Genomic DNA, 21,116 nt, shown 5'->3' on the forward strand with positions numbered 1-21,116 from the left:
TAAGTTTGCACCTCTTACTTATTTAGCTCTTGTAAGAACCTCTCTTCATTCCAAACCTCAACATTATGTTTCTCCGCTTGTGCTAATTTCGAACCAGCCGCTTCACCTGCAACAACTAAATCCGTACTCTTACTAACACTTCCCGTTACTTTTCCACCTAATGCCTCAATCTTCTTCTTCGCTTCACTTCGCCCCATAACTTCTAGCTTACCTGTTAAAACAACCGTTTTTCCTGCGAAGTAAGATTCAACATTTTGTAAATCTGCAATTTTTATACCTTTGTATGTCATATTCACGCCATACTCTTTAAACTGCTGTAATAACTCTAATACATCTTCATTATCAAAATATGTCACAACAGATTGAGCCATTTTTTCGCCAATTTCATTAATTGCTTTTAGTTCTTCTTCCGTTGCTTTTACAAGCTCATCCATCGTTTCAAAGTGCTCTGCAAATGTACGTGCTGCTTTCGCTCCAACGTGGCGAATTCCAAGACCAAATAATAATCGCTCTAACGAGTTTTCTTTAGAATTTTCAATTGCTTGTATTAAGTTTGTTGCTGATTTTTCACCAAAACGTTCTAACTGTAATAATTGCTCTTTCGTCAATGCATATAAATCAGCAAATGTACGAATGTAATCAGCATCAAAGAGTTGTGTAATGACACGTTCTCCAAGTCCATCAATATTCATTGCATTTCTTGAAACGAAATGGATTAACCCTTCTCGAATTTGAGCAGGACAAGTTGGATTTATACAACGAAGTGCTACTTCTTCTTCTAAACGAACAAGTTCACTCTCACATGCTGGACAATGAGTTGGCATGCGGTATTCTTCTTCCTCACCAGTACGCTTATCAAAAATAACGTTCACAACTTCAGGAATAATATCTCCAGCCTTCTTCACAACAACGTAGTCACCAATTCGAATGTCTTTTTCACGAATTAAATCTTCGTTATGTAAAGAAGCACGACGAACAATCGTACCAGCAACTCTCACTGGCTCTAGTTCTGCAGTCGGTGTTACAACTCCTGTTCGGCCAACACTTAATTCAATGCCTGTTAATCTCGTTACAACTTCTTCAGCCGGGAATTTATAAGCAATCGCCCATCTTGGACTCTTCGCTGTAGTTCCTAGACTTTCTTGAAGGGCAACATCATCTACTTTTATAACGATTCCATCAATCTCATAATCAAGATGCGGACGTTTTTCTTGCCATTCTTCTACATAAGCTATAACTTCTTCAATTGTTTCACATGTACGGCGATTTGGATTTGTCTTAAATCCAAGTTCACCTAAGAAATCAAGCGATTCACTATGTGATGGAATTGTTTTTTCTTCTACATTCGCAAGACCATACACAAACATAGATAAGTTACGCTTCGCTGCAATTTTCGGATCAAGTTGACGTATTGAACCTGCTGCTGCATTACGCGGATTCGCAAATACATCTTCTCCATTTTGCTCTTTTTCTTCATTTAGTTTAACGAATGAACGCTTCGGCATATAAGCTTCGCCTCGTGCTTCTAACGTTACTTCTTCATTTAAACGAAGTGGGATAGCTTTAATCGTTTTTAAATTTTGAGTAATATCTTCACCCGTTACACCATCACCACGTGTCGCCCCTTGAATGAAGCGTCCTTTTTCATAATGAAGCGAAACGGCAAGCCCGTCAATTTTTAATTCACATATATATCTTACATTCGCACCATCAATTCCTTGACGTACTCTTCTGTCGAAATCACGTAAATCTCCTTCGTTAAATGCATTTCCTAAACTTAACATTGGTGACTTATGTGTTACTTTTTCAAATATATCAAGAACAGTCCCCCCAACGCGAACGGAGGGAGAATCTTCACTCATAAACTCTGGGTTCTCTGCTTCTAATTTTATAAGCTCCTGCATATTACGGTCATATTCCGCATCAGAAACAGAAGGATTGTCTAATACGTGATATTGATAGTTAAATGTATTTAATAAATCACGCAGTTCTTCTATACGTTTTTTTGCTATCTCTTTTGACATATCCTCATTCCTTTCTATTGTTTCGTCACAGGTGCAAATTTTGCTAACAAACGTTTAACACCAATTGGGCTTGGGAATGCAATATCTAATTCTTTTGCATCACCTTCACCTTTTACACTTACAACTGTACCGACTCCCCATTTTTGGTGGGAAGCTTTATCTCCTACTGCCCAGCCAATTTGTTCGCCGCCTGTCGTCTTAGCTGCAGGGCGCGCGAAAGCTGAACGAGAGCGTGTTGTCGTTGTGATTGTCGTTTTGCCGCTACTTGCCGTTCTGCCTTTTGCACCAAACGATGTTTCACGCTTTGGCGCTGTTTCATTTAATGATTCCACTAGTTCTGTCGGGATTTCTGTAATGAATCGAGACGCAGCGTTCATACTTGTTCTACCAAATAAAGTACGCATTTGCGCGTTAGATAAATATAGCTCTTCTTCTGCACGGGTAATACCTACATAAGCAAGACGACGTTCTTCTTGCATTTCATCCTCTTCCATAAGAGAACGAGTATGAGGGAATATCCCTTCCTCTAAGCCAACAATAAACACAACCGGGAACTCTAATCCTTTCGCTGAGTGCATCGTCATTAAAATAACTTCTTCACCAGCAGTTGGGTCTTCATCTACACGATCAATATCAGCAACAAGTGCTAAATCTGTTAAGAATGCAACAAGGCTCTTATCTTCGCTTTGAGATTCAAATGTTTGCGTAACAGATAAGAACTCGTCTAAGTTTTCTAAACGACCTTCCGCTTCTAAAGAACGTTCATTTTTCAACATATCGCGATAGCCTGTTTTTTCAATAACTTCTTCTACTAATTCTGTAACAGATAAATACTCTTGCATATTTACCCAGTTATTTAATAAATTCGCAAATTCTTTTACTGCCTTTGTAATTTTTGCACTTACTCCAACATGCTCAATTTCATCCAATACAGCAGTTAATGAAATTCCGTTTTGCACACCGTAATTAATAATTTTATCGATAGAAGTCGCACCAATACCACGCTTTGGCATGTTAATAATACGTGCAAAACTAATTTCATCATCTGGATTACCGATTAAACGTAAGTACGCCAAAATATCTTTAATCTCTTTACGATCGTAGAACTTCGTACCTCCGACAATTTTGTACGGAATGTTAGATTTAAGGAAAATCTCCTCGACCATACGAGACTGAGCATTCGTACGATATAACACTGCAAAATCAGTATATTTTCGTTTCCCCATTTGAATATCGTCACGAATTTTTTTCGCAACAAAATACGCTTCGTCCTTTTCAGTTGCAGCACGATAATACGAGATTTTACTTCCAACTTGATTGTCTGTCCATAATTTCTTCGGCTTACGATTCGTATTTTTTTCAATAACAGCATTCGCTGCATTTAAAATATTTTGTGACGAACGATAGTTTTGTTCTAACAAAATTACTTGTGCATTCTCATAGTCTTTTTCGAACGACAAAATGTTAGAAATATCTGCACCACGCCAGCGATAAATAGACTGGTCAGAGTCACCTACAACGCAAAGATTTTTAAAACGCGCTGCCAAATGTTTAACAAGAAGATATTGCGCTTTGTTCGTATCTTGATACTCATCAACGTGAATATATTGGAACTTACGCTGATAAAACTCTAATACTTCTGGAACACGTTCAAATAACTGAATCGTGGTCATAATTAAATCATCAAAGTCTAATGAATTATTTTTCAAAAGACGTTTTTGATACTCTGTGTATACATCGCTCGTTAATTTTTCATATGGATCAGCCATTGTAATTTTTTTTGCATATTTATCCGCAGATAACAGTTCATTTTTCGCATTACTAATACCCGCTAAAATAGAGCGCGGCTCAAATTTCTTCGGATCAATATTGCGCTCTTTCATAATTTTTTTGACTACAGTTAGCTGATCGCCTGAATCTAAGATTGTAAAGTTACGATTAATACCAATACGATCGATATCCCGTCGTAAAATACGTACACACATAGAGTGGAACGTCGAAATCCAAATATCTTCTGCTTCTGGTCCCACAAGTGTATCAATACGCTCACGCATTTCACGAGCTGCTTTATTTGTGAAGGTAATAGCTAGTACATTCCATGGTGCTACACCTTTTTCACCAAGTAAATACGCAATACGATGTGTTAACACACGTGTCTTACCACTACCTGCACCTGCCATTAATAGAAGTGGTCCATTCGTTGTTTGGACTGCTTTTTGTTGCTGTGGATTTAAACCGTTTAATAATCTATCTGTCATACTCATATACGCCTGCACCTACTCTCCTTTTACTGCTTTAACTGTTTTTAACGCCGATTTTATATCATCATAAATAATATTTCCAACAACTACTGTATCAGCATATTGTGCCATTTCTTTCGCCTGTTCTGCATTAGAAATACCACCGCCATAGTATAACTTAGCTTGTTTCAATTCTGCTTTTACATTTTTAACAAGTTCAACATCTCCATACGTACCGCTATATTCTAAATAAAATATCGGTAAATGTAATAACTTGTCTGCTAAACGAGCATATGCAATAACGTCATCTTCTGTTAAATCACATTTCGCTTCTGTAAGCTGGGCTACTTTCGCTTCTGGATTTAAAACACAATACCCTTCCATAAAAATTTCGTCCCAGTCCATAATATCCCCAAATTCTTTCAATGCCTCATGATGAACACCTGTTACCCATTCTACTTTTCGGCTATTTAAAACACTTGGGATGTAATAAAAATCAAATCCTGGTGTAATTGCTTCTACATCAGAAACCTCTAATACACAAGGAACTGCATATCTACGAATGCTAACTAGCATGTGTAATACGTTATCAATTGTAACTCCATCACTTCCGCCTACAATAACCGCATCAGTTCCAGACTCACAAATCATTTCTAAATGTTCATCGCTTAACTCCTTATTTGGATCAAGCTTAAATACATGTTTCCATCCGGAAATATCGTACATGAAAACACCCTTCCTTTTCTCTAGTTATATATATTTCTGTTCAAAATAACAGTTTATTTTCATCATTATTGTTTTAACTTCATCTTAAATATTTGTTTAAAACGGAGAATTAAGTTTGGAATTACCTCTTCCATATTTTTTAAACTAGAGGATTTAATTTTGAAGTTCCTTTTATGCATTCTTTCATTATAACAAAAAAAGTTACTTACACACACGCACATTCCAACATCTTTTTCCACGTCAAATGTTGGATTACATATCCCAAAAATCAAACGGGATACTAATAAAAGAAATAGTATTATCTATTTCAACTTTCATAAAAAGGAGTGTTTTTCTAATGAAGCAAAATATCGGGACAATAAACGCTCTAATTGGAATTACACTTGGGCTTGTCCTCTTCGGATGTAGTGCAACTAAACTTGTACGCAAGCCGTGGTGCACTTGGTCTAACATTTTTCTATGGATTGGTGCAATGAAAGTTGCAGAAGGAATTGTTCGTTTCTGCCCTGTTGTTGAAATGTGGAAATTCGGAAAATACATGAATATGGGGGCATTTAAAATGCCTAGCATGAATTTTGCTGAAAAAGGACATGCTAAAGAAGAAGTGAATCAAACTTCCACTCATGACAAGCCAAAGTCAAAAGGAAGTTATGACGCTTCTGACAAAGAGATTGAGTCAGCGATTGAAAATATAATCCTGGCAAAACCGCTTTGAATCATTTGTCACGATGCAAGATGCTCTCAAAGGGACTTAGCTGCTGCAGTGGGCGGTTAAGTCTTCTTTATTTTACCATAAAACAGAACGTATATTCTCTTTTTCAGCCTTAAAATGTATATAAAAGATATCAATCAATAAAATTCAGAAAATTAGGTGCATACCTCTTGCTTAAAATGATATAAAAGTGATATCATTTTTATATCAGGAGGCGATCATATGAAAGAAAAACAAGTATTTTATGTAAATGGTTTTCTCGGTATTATTGGAATTTTGATTTTAGCTGCTATCGGTGTATTTTTCCTTGCACAAGAAATTTTCATAGGAGCGGCACTAACTATTATATTAGCCGCAGTTCTCGCTACAGGTATCGGTATTGTTCAACCGAATCAAGCGAAGGTTATTACGTTCTTCGGTAATTATTTAGGAACAATTCGTCAAAACGGTTTATTTTTAACGATTCCGTTCGCATTCCGTCAAACTGTATCTTTACGTGTTGAAAACTTTAACAGTAAAAAATTAAAAGTAAATGACGTTGATGGAAATCCAATTGAAATTGCAGCTGTTATCGTATATAAAGTTGTTGATTCTGCAAAAGCAATGTTTGGTGTTGAACATTATGATCGATTTGTAGAAATTCAAAGCGAAACGGCAATCCGCCATGTTGCAACAAAATATCCTTATGACAATTTCCAAGATGAAACCTGCGTTACGTTACGCGGAAATACTGAAGAAATCTCTGAAGAATTAAAACGTGAGTTAGAGGCGCGTCTTGAAATTGCTGGTGTAGAAGTATTAGAAACTCGTTTAACGCACTTAGCTTACGCAACAGAAATTGCCCATGCAATGCTACAACGCCAGCAAGCAAAAGCAGTATTAGCTGCTAGAAAAGAAATTGTTGAAGGTGCTGTGAAGATGGCGAAAGATTCCATCCATATGTTAGATGAAGAAGGCGTACTAGAACTCGATGACGAGCGTAAAGCAAATATGGTAAACAACTTATTAGTTGCCATCGTTTCAGATAAAGGTGCGCAACCAGTTATTAATACAGGAAGCCTATACTAAGGGCTATAAGTAATTATGGCTAAAAAGAAAAGCTTTCCATTACGTATTGATCCTGAATTACACGCAGTCATCGAAAAATGGGCAAATGATGAATTTCGTAGCGTCAATGCACACATCGAGTATTTACTTCGAGAAATGGCAAAGCAAAAAGGGAAATTAAAAAAAGATAAAGATGCATAAAAAATCCCGCTGATTCCTCAGCGGGATTTTTACATATTAACTTTTCGTCATCTCATGCCCAATTGCACGATATCCTATATCACTTCGATAAAATAGACCATCACTCTCAATTTTACCGATTTCTTTATATACTTTATCTTTTGCTTCTTGTAAACTATTTGCCTTACAAGCAACAAATAATACACGGCCACCGTTCGTTACAAAGTCCCCATGTTTCATTGCTGTACCTGCATGGAAAACAATCACATCTTGCAGTGCATCTAGTCCACTAATAATATCACCTTTTTTATATGCTTCTGGATATCCTTTAGAAGCAAGTACAACACCGATTACAGCTTCTTCTGACCATTGTAACGTTAGTTCACTTTCATCTAATACAGCGTTACATACGTCAACTAAATCATTTTCTAAGCGAGGTAATACAACTTCTGTTTCAGGATCACCGAAGCGTGCATTAAATTCAATTACCTTCGGACCATCATTTGTTAAAATAAGACCTGCGTATAAAATACCTGTAAACGAACGGTTTTCTGCAATCATCGCCTTAGCAGTTGGATGTAATACGGTTTGAATCGCTTCTTGAACTGCTGATTCTGGAATTTGTGGTACTGGAGAATATGCACCCATTCCGCCCGTATTTGGACCTTTATCACCATCAAAAGCTCTTTTATGATCTTGGGCGATTACCATTGGATGTACAGTTGTTCCATTCACGAATGCCATTAATGAAAATTCTTGTCCATCTAAAAACTCTTCAATAACGATCTTCTTACTTGCCGCGCCGAATTTCACATCTTGTAGCATTTCTTTCACAGCTTGTAATGCCTCTTCAAGCGTCATTGCTACCGTTACCCCTTTACCCGCAGCTAGGCCGTCAGCTTTAATAACGATTGGTGCACCAACTTTTTGAATGTACTGTACTGCTTCTTCATAATCTGTAAAAGTTTCGTACGCCGCAGTTGGAATATCATACTTTTTCATAAGCTCTTTTGTAAAAGCTTTACTACCTTCAATAACAGCAGCCGCTTTATTCGGACCAAATACGCGAAGTCCCTCTTCTTTAAAACAATCAACAATTCCATTCATAAGCGGAATTTCTGGTCCAACGAAAGTTAACTCAACATTATTCTCTTTTGCAAATAAAACTAATGCATCAAAATCATTTTCATCAATATCAACTGGTGTTGCAACATCTCTCATACCTTCATTACCTGGTGCTACATATACCTTTTCTACTTTTTCAGATTGTGCAAACTTCCAAGCTAAAGCATGCTCACGCCCACCGCGGCCAATTACTAAAACATTCATATTTCATCCCCCCAATAATTAAATAAGTACAAACTAGAAGCTATGCTCCTAGTTTGCTTTTTCATATCAATAAAAGGTTATCTCGACCGGACTTTTTAAACATCCATCTCAATAAAGGTTTAAAAAGGAGGATCAAGAGCACCGAGCAGGTCTAGGCGCATTTGCCAGGAGGACACGGAGTGTAGCTTTCCTACATGAGTACCGCACTGGCGATGCAACGACGACATGCGAAGGTTATCTTGACCGGACTTTTTAAACATCCTCTATTAGTGTTTGAAATGACGTACGCCAGTGAACACCATAGCAATCCCATACGTATCTGCCACTTTAATAGAATCTTCATCACGGATTGATCCGCCTGGTTGAATGATTGCTGTAATTCCTGCTTTTGCTGCTTCTTCTAATGTATCTGGCATTGGGAAGAAAGCATCAGATGCAAGTGCGCTACCTTGTGCTTTTTCACCAGCTTGTGTAATTGCGATTTTTGCAGAACCTACACGGTTCATCTGTCCCGCACCGACGCCAATTGTCATGTCATCTTTCGCTAAAACAATTGCGTTTGATTTCACATGTTTTACAACTTTCCAAGCTAGTTTTAAATCTTTCCATTCTTGCTCTGAAGGTTCACGTTTCGTTGGAATTGAAATTGTACTTTCATCTAATGATAACGTATCTTCTTCTTGAACGAGAAGTCCACCTTGTACAGAAGTTAGTTTTTTGCTTGCACTTGTCGCTTTTTCAATATTTATAGTTAATAAACGTAAGTTCTTCTTACTTTGCAACACTTCTAAAGCTTCTTGCGAGAACGAAGGTGCGATAACAATTTCTAAGAAAATTTCATGTAACTTTTCTGCTGTAGCTTTATCAATTTCACGATTTGCTGCAATAATACCGCCGAAAATTGATACTGGATCTGCTTCATAAGCGCGAGTATATGCTTCGTGAATATCAGTTCCTACTCCAACACCACATGGATTCATATGTTTTACTGCTACTACTGCTGGTTCTGTAAATTCTTTTACGATGCTAAGTGCTGCGTCTGCATCATTAATATTGTTATACGATAATTCTTTACCGTGTAATTGTTCTGCGTATGCAACAGAAGAAGTTGCTGCGAATGGCGCTTTATAGAAAGTTGCCTTTTGATGTGGGTTCTCGCCATAACGTAAGTCTTGCTTTTTCTCAAATGTCACAGTTAATGTTTCTGGACTTTCTTCACCCATTTGCTCTGTTAAGTAGTTAGAAATTAACGCATCATACGCTGCTGTATGACGGAATACTTTCGCTGCTAGTTTACGTTTTGTTTCCTCTGCTACTTCACCGTTCTCTTTCAGTTCTGCTAACACAATATCATAATCTACTGGATCTACAATTACAGATACGAATTTATGATTTTTCGCAGCAGAGCGAATCATTGTCGGGCCACCGATATCAATATTTTCAATTGCATCAGCAAATGTTACATCAGGCTTAGCGATTGTTTCTTTAAATGGATATAAGTTAACAACAACAAAGTCAATTGGCTCCATACCTAATTCATTCATTTGTGTTACATGTGTTTCATTATCACGAACTGCTAATAGACCACCATGAATATTTGGATGTAACGTTTTCACACGTCCATCCATAATTTCAGGGAAACCAGTTACTTCAGAAATACCAATTACTTGTAAACCGTTTTCTTCTAATAACTTTTTCGTACCACCTGTTGAAATAACTTCAATCCCTTGTTCTAGTAACCCTTTAACAAATTCTACTACTCCTGTTTTATCTGAAACACTTACTAATGCACGCTTTTTCATTTATCCTTCACCCCTGGTTGTATGTTAGTTAACAGTTGATTCTTTCACAGACTGAACAATTTGATTCACTGTATTTACGTATAATTTATGTTCAACTTGTTGAATTTTCTTTTGTAAACTTTCTCTCGTATCCCCTTCAGAAACAACCACTGCTTCTTGCGCAATAATTGGCCCTGTATCCATACCTGCATCTACATAATGAATTGTTACTCCAGTTACTTTCACACCTGCTTCTAACGCTTGACCGACAGCATCTTTACCCGGAAAGCTCGGTAGTAATGATGGATGAATATTAATAATCTTCCCGCCGTATGCTTCTAGTAACGTCGGCCCGATTAACCGCATATATCCAGCTAAAATAACATAATCAATTTCATATTCTTCTAGCTTCTTTAATATCTCTTTTTCAAATGCTTCTTTTGACTCATATGCTTTCGCTGAAAAAGCAAAACACGGAATATGATGATAATTTGCCCGTCCAACAGCGCGTGCTTCTGGTTTATCACATACTAATAAACTAATTTCTGCATCCAATCTTTTTTCTTCTACCGCATTAACGAGAGATTGAAAGTTAGATCCGCTTCCAGAAGCAAAAACTGCTAATCTACTCATAGTGCTGTGCCCCCATTAAAAGTAACGCCAGCTCCTTGTATAGTACGTCCAATAATACGAGCCATTTCTCCTTGCTCTTCAAGAAGACGAACAACATCTTTTGCATCTTCTTCCTTCACTGCTACTACCATACCAATACCCATGTTAAAAATATTGAACATTTCTTTTTCTTCCAGTTTTCCAACTTCTTGAAGCAAACTAAAGATCGGCTGAATTTCCCAAGATCCTAGTTCAATCTCGGCACCGATTCCTTCTGGCAACATGCGTGGAATATTTTCAATAAATCCACCACCTGTAATATGCGCCATACCGTATACTTCATGTTTCTTCAATAGTTCTAAAATAGGTTTGACATAAATTTTCGTTGGTTTTAATAATTCTTCACCAAGAGGTAGTTCTAAGCGGCCATAAATACGCTCTAAAGATAGTTCCCCATCTTCTAGTAACACTTTTCGTACTAAAGAGTAACCATTGCTATGAATACCGCTAGATGCTAAGCCAATTAGCACTTGACCAGCTTCAATCTTTTCACCTGTTACAATTTTCTTTTTATCAACAATCCCAACTGTAAAACCAGCTAAATCATATTCTTCCGTAGAATACATTCCTGGCATTTCAGCTGTTTCTCCACCGATTAATGCACAACCAGCTTGGCGACAGCCCTCTGATATACCTTTGACGATGTTTTCAATTTTACTAGGTTCAGCTTTACCACAAGCAATATAATCAAGGAAGAAAAGCGGCTCTGCTCCTTGGACAACAATATCATTTACACACATTGCTACTGCATCAATACCAATTGTGTCATGTTTATCTGCCATAAAAGCGAGCATCAATTTCGTTCCCACGCCATCTGTTCCAGATACTAATACAGGTTCTTCTAATGCAAATTTTGATAGATCAAACATACCTCCAAAACCGCCTAAACCGCCTAGTACTTCTTTTCTCATAGTTGTTTGTACGTGTTTTTTCATGCGAGATACCGCTTCATATCCAGCTTCAATATCTACTCCTGCTTGCTTATATGCATTCGCCATCGTTATTTACACCTCGTCTTTTAATTTCTCCCCATCCAGGGCGGGCTATTTTAAGAAAGGAGCTAGCTTCTACATCAAAAGAAGTAGAAGCTTGTTTCACTTTTCTTATTTCATACTTTCTAAAAGCTCTTGCTCATAATCATAAAGAGCTGTTGGATAGTCCCCATTAAAGTAAGCCATGCATAGGCCACCATATTTCCCTTCATATGGACGTCCAATTGCATCTACTAATCCATCTTCGCTTAAAAATGTTAAAGAATCTGCTCCGATCATTTCACGGATTTCTTCTACTGTATGATTTGCTGCAATTAATTCTTTTCTCGTTTGAATATCAATGCCATAGAAACATGGATATTTCAGAGGTGGTGAAGCAATTCTTACGTGAACTTCTGTCGCTCCAGCTTCACGAAGCATACGAACAATTCGTTTACTTGTCGTTCCTCTTACGATAGAGTCATCAATCATAACAACTCGTTTCCCTTCAACTACACCTCTTACTGCGGAAAGCTTCATCTTAACCCCTTGCTCTCGCAGTTCCTGAGAAGGTTGAATAAACGTACGTCCAACGTAACGATTTTTAATTAATCCTAACTCATATGGAATACCTGTTGCCTCCGCATAGCCAATCGCAGCTGAAATACTAGAGTCTGGTACACCAGTAACAACATCTGCTTCAATAGGAGCTTCTGCCGCTAAACGTTTCCCCATATTCTTACGTGCTGCATGTACGTTAACGCCTGCAATATTAGAATCTGGTCGTGCAAAGTAAATGTATTCCATACTACAAATTGCATGTTCTACATCGTTTGTGAAACGATCTACGTGAATTCCTTCATCATTAATGATAAGTAATTCACCCGGTTCTACATCACGAATGTATGTTGCACCTACTACATCAAAAGCACATGTTTCAGATGCTACAACGTAAGCATCCCCCATCTTTCCAATTGAAAGCGGACGGAACCCATTCGGATCTAATGCAACGATCATTTCATTTCCAGTTAGTAAAAGATACGCAAACGCACCTTTCACTTTGTTTAAAGCTTCTTTTACACTTTCAATTAAAGAATCTTTCGTACTACGTTTAATAAGATGTAAAAGTACTTCTGTATCTGAACTAGTTTGAAAAATACTGCCCTCTGCTTCTAATTCACGACGAAGCATTTTTGCGTTAATTAAATTTCCGTTATGAGCTAACGCCATACTATGATCGGAAAAACGGAACAACAATGGTTGAACGTTAGCAACTTCACTTCCACCAGCTGTTGCATATCGTACATGTCCGATCGCTGATTTTCCATTTAATCCTTCTAGCTCACCTCTTGAAAACACTTCTGATATTAAACCTAACCCCTTGTGACCGACGATTTTTTCCCCATTATTTACGACAATGCCTGCGCCTTCTTGCCCACGGTGCTGTAAACTGTGCAATCCGTAGTATGAAACTTGTGCTGCATTTTCATGCCCCCAAATTCCGAAAACGCCACATTCTTCGTTTAACCCCTTTATTTCAGCAAGCATGGGATTGCCCCTTTCCAAGCCTTTCTCATTTCATCTACATTTGCTGTAAGTAATACTTCATTTTCTTCATTATGAATTGTTACTTCATTTGTACTTGTTACTTCTCCAACTTGGATTGCTTCTACCACTTTCTCAAACGCCTCTTTATTTTCACGTTTTACAGTTATCACGAAGCGAGACTGTGATTCAGCGAATAATGCTGCTGTTGCTTCTCCATCTAATTTCACAGTAGCACCTAAGCCTTTAGCACCAATTGCACTTTCTGAAATCGCAACTGCTAAACCACCTTCAGCAACATCATGTGCAGATTGAACAAGACCAGCTTGAATTGCTTCTAATACTTGTTTTTGGCGTTTTAATTCTACATCTAAATCGATACTTGGTGATTGACCGAAAATTTTGCCGTGAATCATTTTCTGTAATTCACTTCCGCCAAACTCAGCTTTCGTCTCACCAATTACATACACTAAATCACCAGCTTGCTTAAACTCTTGTGTTGTTACATGTTTTAAGTCATGCACAAGTCCGACCATCCCAACAGTTGGTGTTGGATATACAGCTTCACCACTACGCTCGTTATACATCGATACGTTTCCGCCGATAACTGGTGTTTGTAATGTGCGACAAGCTTCACTCATACCGTCTACTGATTTCTCAATTTGCCAGAAGATTTCTGGTTTTTCTGGGTTACCGAAGTTTAAGCAATCTGTAATTGCAAGTGGCTCTCCGCCAGAACATACGATATTACGCGCTGCCTCTGCTACTGCAATTTTACCGCCCATCTCTGGGTCTAGATAAATGTAGCGAGAGTTACAATCTGTCGTCATTGCTAATCCTTTTTCTGTACCGCGTACACGTACAACTGCAGCATCTGAACCTGGCGTAACAACTGTGCTTGTGCGAACTTGGTAATCGTATTGATCGTATACCCACTCTTTACTTGCAATTGTTGGTTGCTGTAATAAAGCGAATAACGTTTCTTTATAATTTTCTACTTTTGGCGTTTCCATTTTCATTGCTTGGAATTCAGCAAAGTATGCTGCTTCTTTTGATGGCTTATGATAAATTGGTGCTTCTTCTGCTAAAGCATCTGCTGGAACTTCAGCTACCTTTTCACCTTTATGGAATAAACGAAGCATTTTATCTTCTGTTACTTTCCCCATCGTAACCGCTGCAAGACCATACTTCTCAAATAAATCTACTATTTCTTGTTCTCTACCTTTTTTCACGACAATTAACATACGCTCTTGTGATTCAGATAGCATCATTTCATATGGTGTCATTCCTGTTTCACGCTGTGGTACATCATCTAAGTACATTTCAATACCCATTCCTGCTTTACTTGCCATTTCTGCAGATGATGATGTTAAACCAGCCGCACCCATATCTTGAATTCCAACAAGTGCATCAGATTGAATTAATTCTAAACACGCTTCAATAAGAAGTTTTTCCATAAATGGATCCCCTACTTGAACCGCTGGACGTTTCGCTTCTGAGCTTTCAGATAGTTCTTCCGACGCGAATGTTGCACCGTGAATACCGTCACGACCAGTTGATGCTCCTACGTACATTACTGTGTTACCAGCACCATGTGCTTGCCCTTTTTTAATGTCTTCGTGGTTAATCAAACCTACGCACATTGCATTTACAAGTGGATTTCCTTCATAACATGGATCAAATTGTACTTCGCCGCCAACAGTCGGAATACCGATGCAGTTACCGTATCCTGCAATTCCTGCTACTACTTCTTCGAATAAATATTTCACACGTGGTGACTGTAATTCACCGAAACGAAGTGAGTTTAATAGAGCTACCGGACGTGCTCCCATAGAGAATACGTCACGAATAATACCACCAACACCTGTTGCAGCTCCTTGATATGGTTCAATAGCTGAAGGATGGTTATGACTTTCCATTTTAAATACAACTGCTTGATTATCACCGATATCTACAATTCCAGCACCTTCCCCAGGCCCTTGTAGAACACGCTCACCTGTTGTTGGGAATTTTCGAAGCACTGGTTTTGAATTTTTATAACTACAATGTTCAGACCACATTACAGAGAATAACCCTGTTTCTGTATAATTTGGCAGACGACCTAAAATCTTTTCAACCATGGCAAACTCTTCGTCTGTTAACCCCATTTCCGCATATATACGCTCTTCTTTAATTTGTGTTGGATTTGGTTCAAGCATTAACGACATATGTTTCCCTCCACTGTTTTAAGATAGATTGAAAGACTTTTAACCCTTCAGCACCGCCAAGTAATTCATCTACAGCACGCTCTGGGTGCGGCATCATACCAAGTACATTTCCTTTTTCATTTACAATACCAGCAATATCTGAAACGCTACCGTTAGGGTTTTCTACGTAACGGAATGCGATTTGATTGTTCTCTTCTAATTGTTTAAGAGTCGCTTCATCACAATAGTAATTCCCCTCACCATGCGCGATTGGAATATTAATTATTTCATCTTTTTCATATTGTGATGTAAACATCGTTTCATTATTTTCAACACGTAACTGAACAGTGCGACACATAAATTTTAAGTTTTCGTTTCTTATTAACGCTCCTGGTAGTAATCCTGATTCAACAAGAATCTGGAATCCATTACATACACCTAAAATCGGCTTTCCTTGCTCAGCAGCTTTTTGCACTGCTTTCATTGCATTAGCAAAGCGAGAGATAGCACCGCAGCGTAAGTAGTCACCATAAGAAAATCCACCTGGTAGTAGAATTGCATCATATTCATCTAAATTCTCTGTATCGTGCCAAACGTAATCTACTTCTTCGCCAAGCTCATCTTTAATTGCATGGAACATATCGACATCACAGTTCGAACCCGGAAATACTATTACGGCAAATTTCACTGTGCGACAACCTCCTCAACTTCATAACGGAAGTCTTCCATTACAACGTTCGCTAATAGTTTTTCACACATTTCTTTTACCTTGCTATCTAAATCAGATACAGATTTATCAATTGTTAGTTCCATGTACTTTCCGATTCGAACGTCTTGTACTTCTGTGAATGAAAGACTATGAAGTGCTCCTTTTACTGCTGTTCCTTGTGGATCTAATACGCTTTCTCTTAATGTTACATATACCTTAACTTTATACATGTGAAATTCCCCCTAAACGTTTTAAAATCTCTTCATAAGCATCTGTTAAATTTCCAAGATCACGACGGAATACGTCTTTATCAAACTTTTCATTGCTCGTTTCATCCCATAAACGGCAAGTATCTGGTGAAATTTCATCCGCTAAAATGATTTCTCCTTCTTCCGTTACACCAAACTCTAATTTGAAATCTACTAATCTTACACGACAGCTTGCGAAATGATCAATCAACACTTGATTGATTTGTAGAGCCATATCTCGTAATACACTTACTTGCTCTGGCGATGCAACGTTTAATACACGAATATGATCTTCCGTTACAAGCGGATCTCCTAAATCATCATCTTTGAAGTAAAATTCTACGATTGGTTCTGCAAGTACAGTTCCCTCTTCCATTCCTAATCGTTTTGAAAGACTTCCTGCAATTACATTTCTTGTGACAACTTCTAAAGGAATAATACTCACTTTTTTAACAAGTTGTTCTGTTTCAGATAACTTCTCAACAAAATGTGTTTTAATTCCCACTTCTTGTAACTTTCTGAACAATAAAGTTGTAATTTCATTGTTCAAACGACCTTTTCCTGTAATCGTCTCTTTTTTCTCCCCATTGAAAGCAGTCGCACTATCTTTGTACTCTACCCAAACCATATCTGCTGATTCTGTACGATAAATTCTTTTTGCCTTACCTTCATACAGCAATTCTAGCTTTTGCATTTCGCAAGCCCCCTGTAGTTTGAAAAATGTGAATAATATTTTTATAAAGAATGGCACAGAATGACTCTATTCTGTGCCATATGAAATTTTACGCTTCGTTTAATCCAAGGCGTTCAAAGATTGTATCAACGTGTTGCATATGATGCTCATAGTTGAAGCATTCATTAATTTCTTCTTGTGTTAACTTGCTTGTAATACGCTCATCAGCTTCTACAAGCTCTTTAAATTGTACTTGTGTTTCCCAAGCTTCCATCGCTTTAGGCTGTACGATATCATAAGCTTCTTCACGTACCATACCTTTGTCGATTAGTGTAAGCATTACGCGCTGAGAATAAATTAAGCCGTATGTTCTTGTCATATTACGTTTCATATTCTCTGGGTATACAGTTAAGTTTTTAACAATATTACCAAAGCGATTTAACATGTAATTTAATGCGATTGTAGCATCTGGTAAAATTACGCGTTCTGCCGAAGAGTGAGAAATGTCACGCTCATGCCATAATGGAACATTTTCGTAAGCTGTCATCATATAACCGCGGATAACACGAGCTAAACCAGTCATATTTTCAGAACCAATTGGATTACGTTTATGTGGCATTGCAGAAGAACCCTTTTGACCTTTTGCGAAAGCTTCTTCAACTTCACGTGTTTCACTCTTTTGTAAACCACGAATCTCAACTGCCATCTTTTCGATAGATGTTGCAATTAGTGCAAGTGTTGACATGTAGTGTGCGTGACGATCACGTTGCAATGTTTGTGTTGAAATTGGTGCTGCTTCTAATCCTAAATTTTCACAAACATATTTTTCTACGAATGGATCGATATTTGCATATGTACCAACCGCACCAGATAGTTTACCAACACGAACTGTATCAGCAGCTTGTTTGAAACGCTCTACGTTACGTTTCATCTCTTCATACCAAAGACCAAGTTTTAAACCAAATGTCGTTGGTTCTGCATGAACACCGTGTGTTCTTCCCATCATGATTGTGTATTTATGCTCTTTCGCTTTGTTAGCTAAAATGCTTACAAAGTTCTCTAAGTCTTTTAATATAATTTCATTCGCTTGTTTTAAGATGTAAGATAATGCTGTATCTACTACATCTGTAGATGTTAAACCGTAATGAACCCATTTACGTTCTTCGCCTAATGCTGGCGTTTCTGATACAGCACGAGTGAATGCAACTACGTCATGACGTGTTTCTTTTTCAATTTCATAAATACGATCAATATCAAATGATGCATGTTCACGAATTTTTTTAACATCTTCTTTTGGAATATCGCCAAGCTCAGCCCATGCTTCACAAGCTAAAATCTCAACTTCTAACCACGCTTTAAATTTGTTCTCTTCCGTCCAAATCGCACCCATTTCAGGGCGTGTATAACGACTAATCATCTTTTTCCCTCCAACAGTTGTTCTTGATGGTCCCAAATATGCAAACTCTTCGCTTTTTCTAGAGCGACTTCAATATTATCATTTAAAATATTAACATGCCCCATTTTTCGCTGTGCTTTTGCTTCTTCTTTTCCATACAAGTGTAAATAGCACCCGGTTAATCTATTCACTTGTCTTAGGACCCCTTCTATATGTTCGCCTAAAATGTTTACCATGACAACTGGTTTTAACAAATTTGTTTCTCCTAGAGGTAAATTACAGATTGCTCGAATATGTTGACCAAATTGACTCGTTTCACATGCATCCTGTGTATAGTGTCCTGAATTGTGAGGTCTTGGCGCTAATTCATTAATATAAATCTCACCATTATCTGTAGCAAACATCTCTACAGCTAGTGTTCCCACAAGTTCTAATTCATCCGCAAGTACCTTTGCATACGCAATTGCTTTTTGAGAAAGCTCTTCTGTAATGCGAGCTGGAACGATAGATTCATGTAAAATGTTATTTACATGAATATTTTCTGCTACTGGAAACACTTTTGTTTCACCACTTACACTACGAATCACAATAACTGATACTTCTTTTTCAAAAGGCACCCATTTCTCTAAAATACATTCTGCTTTATCCACAAGATTTCTTGCTGCCTCAACATCAGCTTCACTTCTTAAAACAACTTGCCCTTTCCCATCATATCCACCTGTCGTCGTTTTTAAGACGGAAGGGAATGATAACCCAGCAATTGCTTCTGTAAGCTGATCTTGATTTTGAACTAATCTATACGTTGCTACTGGTAACCCAGCCTTCTCAATCGCATTCTTTTCTGTAAAACGATTTTGTGTTGTATTTAACAACTGACTACCTTGTGGTAAGTACGCATGTTTTTCAAGCCATTGTAAACATCTATAATCAATATTCTCAAATTCATATGTGACAACATCACTTATCTCTGCTAAATGCTGAATTGCTTTTAAATCATCATATGGTGCAACAATTTCAATATCAGCAACTTGTGCACATGGTGAATGCTTTGTAGGATCTAAAACAGCAATTTTATATCCCATCTCCTTAGCTGCCAATGCCATCATTCTTCCTAGCTGGCCGCCTCCAATAATACCGATTGTTTTTCCAGGTAAAATGATTCTCGTCATACTAGCTCACTACCTTCACGCACATCTTTTTCAATCGCTTCTCGTCTCAATTCTAATGCATCATGTATATCATCATGAAATGATCCAAGTATTTGTGCGGCAAGTAATCCAGCATTCGTTGAACCGGCTTTACCAATTGCAACAGTTGCAACTGGAACACCTCCTGGCATTTGGGCGATGGATAATAATGAATCTAAGCCGTTTAATGCTTTTGATTGAACTGGAACTCCAATTACAGGAAGATTTGTCTTCGCTGCAACCATTCCTGGTAAATGTGCTGCTCCACCAGCTCCAGCAATAATAACTTTCAATCCACGTTCACGAGCCGTCTCTGCATATTCAAACATATAATCCGGAGTCCGATGAGCGGATACAACTTTTTTCTCATACGGTATATTTAATTCATCTAAAATGTCACAAGCATATTTCATTGTTTCCCAGTCTGACGTACTTCCCATTATGACTCCAACTAGTGATTTCATATTAGAATCCCCCCGATTCAAATAAAAAAAGCCTGAAATAGAACAGTTTCTCTTTTACTATGAGAGAAAGCGCTCTACTCAGGCATACGTATCCCTTGTGAATAGAAAAATACCGAGTGACTTTCCCTCATAGTCTAACGAATAACGGTCGTTAGGTAGAGACTTGCAGGCCATATCCCCGCGATTATATGAGGTCTTATATTATTGTTTCTATGGCTATATTAACAATATTTCATAAACAATGTCAATAAATAATCGAATGTTTTTTTATTAGCAGTCAATAACGTTCGTGTTTTAGTTATATTCAAAAGAAGAATTGCAACTATATACAAGAAGAAAAGGGAATTAGAATATATATTTCTAGAGATCTATTTTATGTATTTATCGTTTAAATAGCACTTCAGTATGTTTTTAATCAAAATATATACACTCTTGTATTATTATAACGATTTAATTTCTAAGGAGGATAACTGTTAAAGAAAGAACTTTGCTATTATCCTATTTATTTTTCTCTATTGCAGTAATTTCTGTAATTATTAAATATTTATTTATAGCATCTCATTATTTAAAATATATACTTATGATAGAAATAATGTGTCCTATTTTAAGTATTACTTTAGCGACATTAGGAAAATCAGGAACACAAAAAATCATTACTATTATTTTAAAGAGTCTCTACTTCATTCTTTTTTCGTCTGTAGCTTTATTAAATTTACGGATTATAGCATTCGGTAAATAAAAATAAACACAAAAAAACCTAAGTCAAAATAACTTAGGTTCTTGCTTGGCGACGTCCTACTCTCACAGGGACAAGGTCCCAACTACCATCGGCGCTAGAGAGCTTAACTTCCGTGTTCGGTATGGGAACGGGTGTGACCTCTCTGCCATCATCACCAAACTATGAAGGCATATTCCTTCAAAACTAGATAACATTTGCTACATATTATATGGTTAAGTCCTCGATCTATTAGTATTCGTCAGCTCCACATGTCACCATGCTTCCACCTCGAACCTATCAACCTGATC

At 37.5% G+C, this 21,116-nt stretch carries 19 protein-coding genes, 1 rRNA gene and 1 riboswitch; of the genes, 4 read left to right on the plus strand and 16 right to left on the minus strand.

What is annotated here, in order from left to right; translation table 11 throughout:
* Positions 1–14: 14 nt before the first annotated feature.
* Genes ligA through ACTFRM_RS24245 form a run of 3 tightly spaced genes read right to left on the minus strand, consistent with a single transcriptional unit; the run spans position 15 to position 4,990 of the window.
* The gene (ligA, locus tag ACTFRM_RS24235) at positions 15–2,024 is read right to left on the minus strand and encodes an NAD-dependent DNA ligase LigA (protein ID WP_000031450.1); all 2,010 of its coding nucleotides are present in this window, start codon (positions 2,022–2,024) and stop codon (positions 15–17) included.
* 14 nt (positions 2,025–2,038) lie between these two features.
* Positions 2,039–4,288 (minus strand): DNA helicase PcrA, encoded by a 2,250-nt coding sequence (gene pcrA, locus ACTFRM_RS24240; RefSeq protein WP_139245440.1) that lies wholly within the window; start codon positions 4,286–4,288, stop codon positions 2,039–2,041.
* Between the two features lie 12 nt (positions 4,289–4,300).
* Entirely contained in the window at positions 4,301–4,990 is a 690-nt protein-coding gene (locus ACTFRM_RS24245; RefSeq protein ID WP_000272099.1) for a heptaprenylglyceryl phosphate synthase, read from the minus strand.
* A 337-nt stretch (positions 4,991–5,327) separates the two neighbouring features.
* On the opposite strand from ACTFRM_RS24245, the gene ACTFRM_RS24250 reads away from it, so the two are divergent.
* The 3 genes from ACTFRM_RS24250 (at position 5,328) to ACTFRM_RS24260 (ending at position 6,950) form a co-directional block, all read left to right on the plus strand.
* A complete protein-coding gene (locus ACTFRM_RS24250; RefSeq protein WP_440043636.1) occupies positions 5,328–5,705 on the plus strand; it encodes a YgaP family membrane protein in 378 nt (125 codons plus the stop codon).
* Positions 5,706–5,924: 219 nt separating this feature from the next.
* The gene (locus ACTFRM_RS24255; RefSeq protein ID WP_000660669.1) at positions 5,925–6,770 is read left to right on the plus strand and encodes an SPFH domain-containing protein; all 846 of its coding nucleotides are present in this window, start codon (positions 5,925–5,927) and stop codon (positions 6,768–6,770) included.
* A 15-nt stretch (positions 6,771–6,785) separates the two neighbouring features.
* Complete coding sequence (locus ACTFRM_RS24260; RefSeq protein WP_001085171.1) at positions 6,786–6,950, plus strand: toxin-antitoxin system HicB family antitoxin; 165 nt, start codon at positions 6,786–6,788, stop codon at positions 6,948–6,950.
* Between the two features lie 36 nt (positions 6,951–6,986).
* Here ACTFRM_RS24260 and purD read toward each other — a convergent pair whose 3' ends face one another.
* The 12 genes from purD to purE all read right to left on the minus strand — a co-directional run bounded on the left by purD (position 6,987) and on the right by purE (position 20,090).
* Positions 6,987–8,258: a phosphoribosylamine--glycine ligase gene (gene purD, locus ACTFRM_RS24265; protein ID WP_001101962.1), complete on the minus strand. Its 1,272-nt coding sequence runs from the start codon at positions 8,256–8,258 to the stop codon at positions 6,987–6,989.
* A 266-nt stretch (positions 8,259–8,524) separates the two neighbouring features.
* The gene (gene purH / locus ACTFRM_RS24270; protein ID WP_000745439.1) at positions 8,525–10,060 is read right to left on the minus strand and encodes a bifunctional phosphoribosylaminoimidazolecarboxamide formyltransferase/IMP cyclohydrolase; all 1,536 of its coding nucleotides are present in this window, start codon (positions 10,058–10,060) and stop codon (positions 8,525–8,527) included.
* 24 nt (positions 10,061–10,084) lie between these two features.
* Positions 10,085–10,672, minus strand: coding sequence for a phosphoribosylglycinamide formyltransferase (gene purN, locus ACTFRM_RS24275; RefSeq protein ID WP_000088589.1), 588 nt, complete (start codon positions 10,670–10,672; stop codon positions 10,085–10,087).
* Positions 10,669–11,709 carry a phosphoribosylformylglycinamidine cyclo-ligase gene (gene purM / locus ACTFRM_RS24280; RefSeq protein WP_173600780.1) on the minus strand — a complete coding sequence of 347 codons (1,041 nt, stop codon included), beginning with the start codon at positions 11,707–11,709 and terminating at the stop codon, positions 10,669–10,671. Before purM ends, purN begins: the two co-directional genes overlap by 4 nt.
* A 105-nt stretch (positions 11,710–11,814) precedes the next feature.
* Positions 11,815–13,230 carry an amidophosphoribosyltransferase gene (purF, locus tag ACTFRM_RS24285; protein WP_000879025.1) on the minus strand — a complete coding sequence of 472 codons (1,416 nt, stop codon included), beginning with the start codon at positions 13,228–13,230 and terminating at the stop codon, positions 11,815–11,817.
* A complete protein-coding gene (gene purL / locus ACTFRM_RS24290; RefSeq protein WP_000055564.1) occupies positions 13,215–15,434 on the minus strand; it encodes a phosphoribosylformylglycinamidine synthase II in 2,220 nt (739 codons plus the stop codon). Before purL ends, purF begins: the two co-directional genes overlap by 16 nt.
* Entirely contained in the window at positions 15,418–16,101 is a 684-nt protein-coding gene (gene purQ / locus ACTFRM_RS24295) for a phosphoribosylformylglycinamidine synthase subunit PurQ (protein ID WP_000666774.1), read from the minus strand. The genes purL and purQ overlap by 17 nt, the downstream gene beginning before the upstream one ends.
* Entirely contained in the window at positions 16,098–16,352 is a 255-nt protein-coding gene (gene purS / locus ACTFRM_RS24300) for a phosphoribosylformylglycinamidine synthase subunit PurS (protein ID WP_000278823.1), read from the minus strand. Before purS ends, purQ begins: the two co-directional genes overlap by 4 nt.
* Entirely contained in the window at positions 16,345–17,064 is a 720-nt protein-coding gene (gene purC / locus ACTFRM_RS24305; RefSeq protein ID WP_001170544.1) for a phosphoribosylaminoimidazolesuccinocarboxamide synthase, read from the minus strand. The genes purS and purC overlap by 8 nt, the downstream gene beginning before the upstream one ends.
* 88 nt (positions 17,065–17,152) lie before the next feature.
* A complete protein-coding gene (purB, locus tag ACTFRM_RS24310; protein WP_000625682.1) occupies positions 17,153–18,460 on the minus strand; it encodes an adenylosuccinate lyase in 1,308 nt (435 codons plus the stop codon).
* Positions 18,457–19,608: a 5-(carboxyamino)imidazole ribonucleotide synthase gene (gene purK / locus ACTFRM_RS24315; protein WP_000196774.1), complete on the minus strand. Its 1,152-nt coding sequence runs from the start codon at positions 19,606–19,608 to the stop codon at positions 18,457–18,459. The genes purB and purK overlap by 4 nt, the downstream gene beginning before the upstream one ends.
* A complete protein-coding gene (gene purE, locus ACTFRM_RS24320; protein WP_000839365.1) occupies positions 19,605–20,090 on the minus strand; it encodes a 5-(carboxyamino)imidazole ribonucleotide mutase in 486 nt (161 codons plus the stop codon). Before purE ends, purK begins: the two co-directional genes overlap by 4 nt.
* 110 nt (positions 20,091–20,200) lie before the next feature.
* Positions 20,201–20,302, minus strand: a riboswitch (purine riboswitch).
* Between the two features lie 275 nt (positions 20,303–20,577).
* On the opposite strand from purE, the gene ACTFRM_RS24325 reads away from it, so the two are divergent.
* Positions 20,578–20,829 carry a hypothetical protein gene (locus ACTFRM_RS24325; protein WP_000927500.1) on the plus strand — a complete coding sequence of 84 codons (252 nt, stop codon included), beginning with the start codon at positions 20,578–20,580 and terminating at the stop codon, positions 20,827–20,829.
* Between the two features lie 43 nt (positions 20,830–20,872).
* Here ACTFRM_RS24325 and rrf read toward each other — a convergent pair.
* Positions 20,873–20,988: ribosomal RNA gene (gene rrf / locus ACTFRM_RS24330) — 5S ribosomal RNA — on the minus strand.
* Positions 20,989–21,116 lie beyond the last annotated feature (128 nt).

Origin of the sequence: Bacillus cereus group sp. MYBK227-1 (assembly GCF_051916325.1) — a bacterium.
Classification (GTDB): domain Bacteria; phylum Bacillota; class Bacilli; order Bacillales; family Bacillaceae_G; genus Bacillus_A; species Bacillus_A cereus.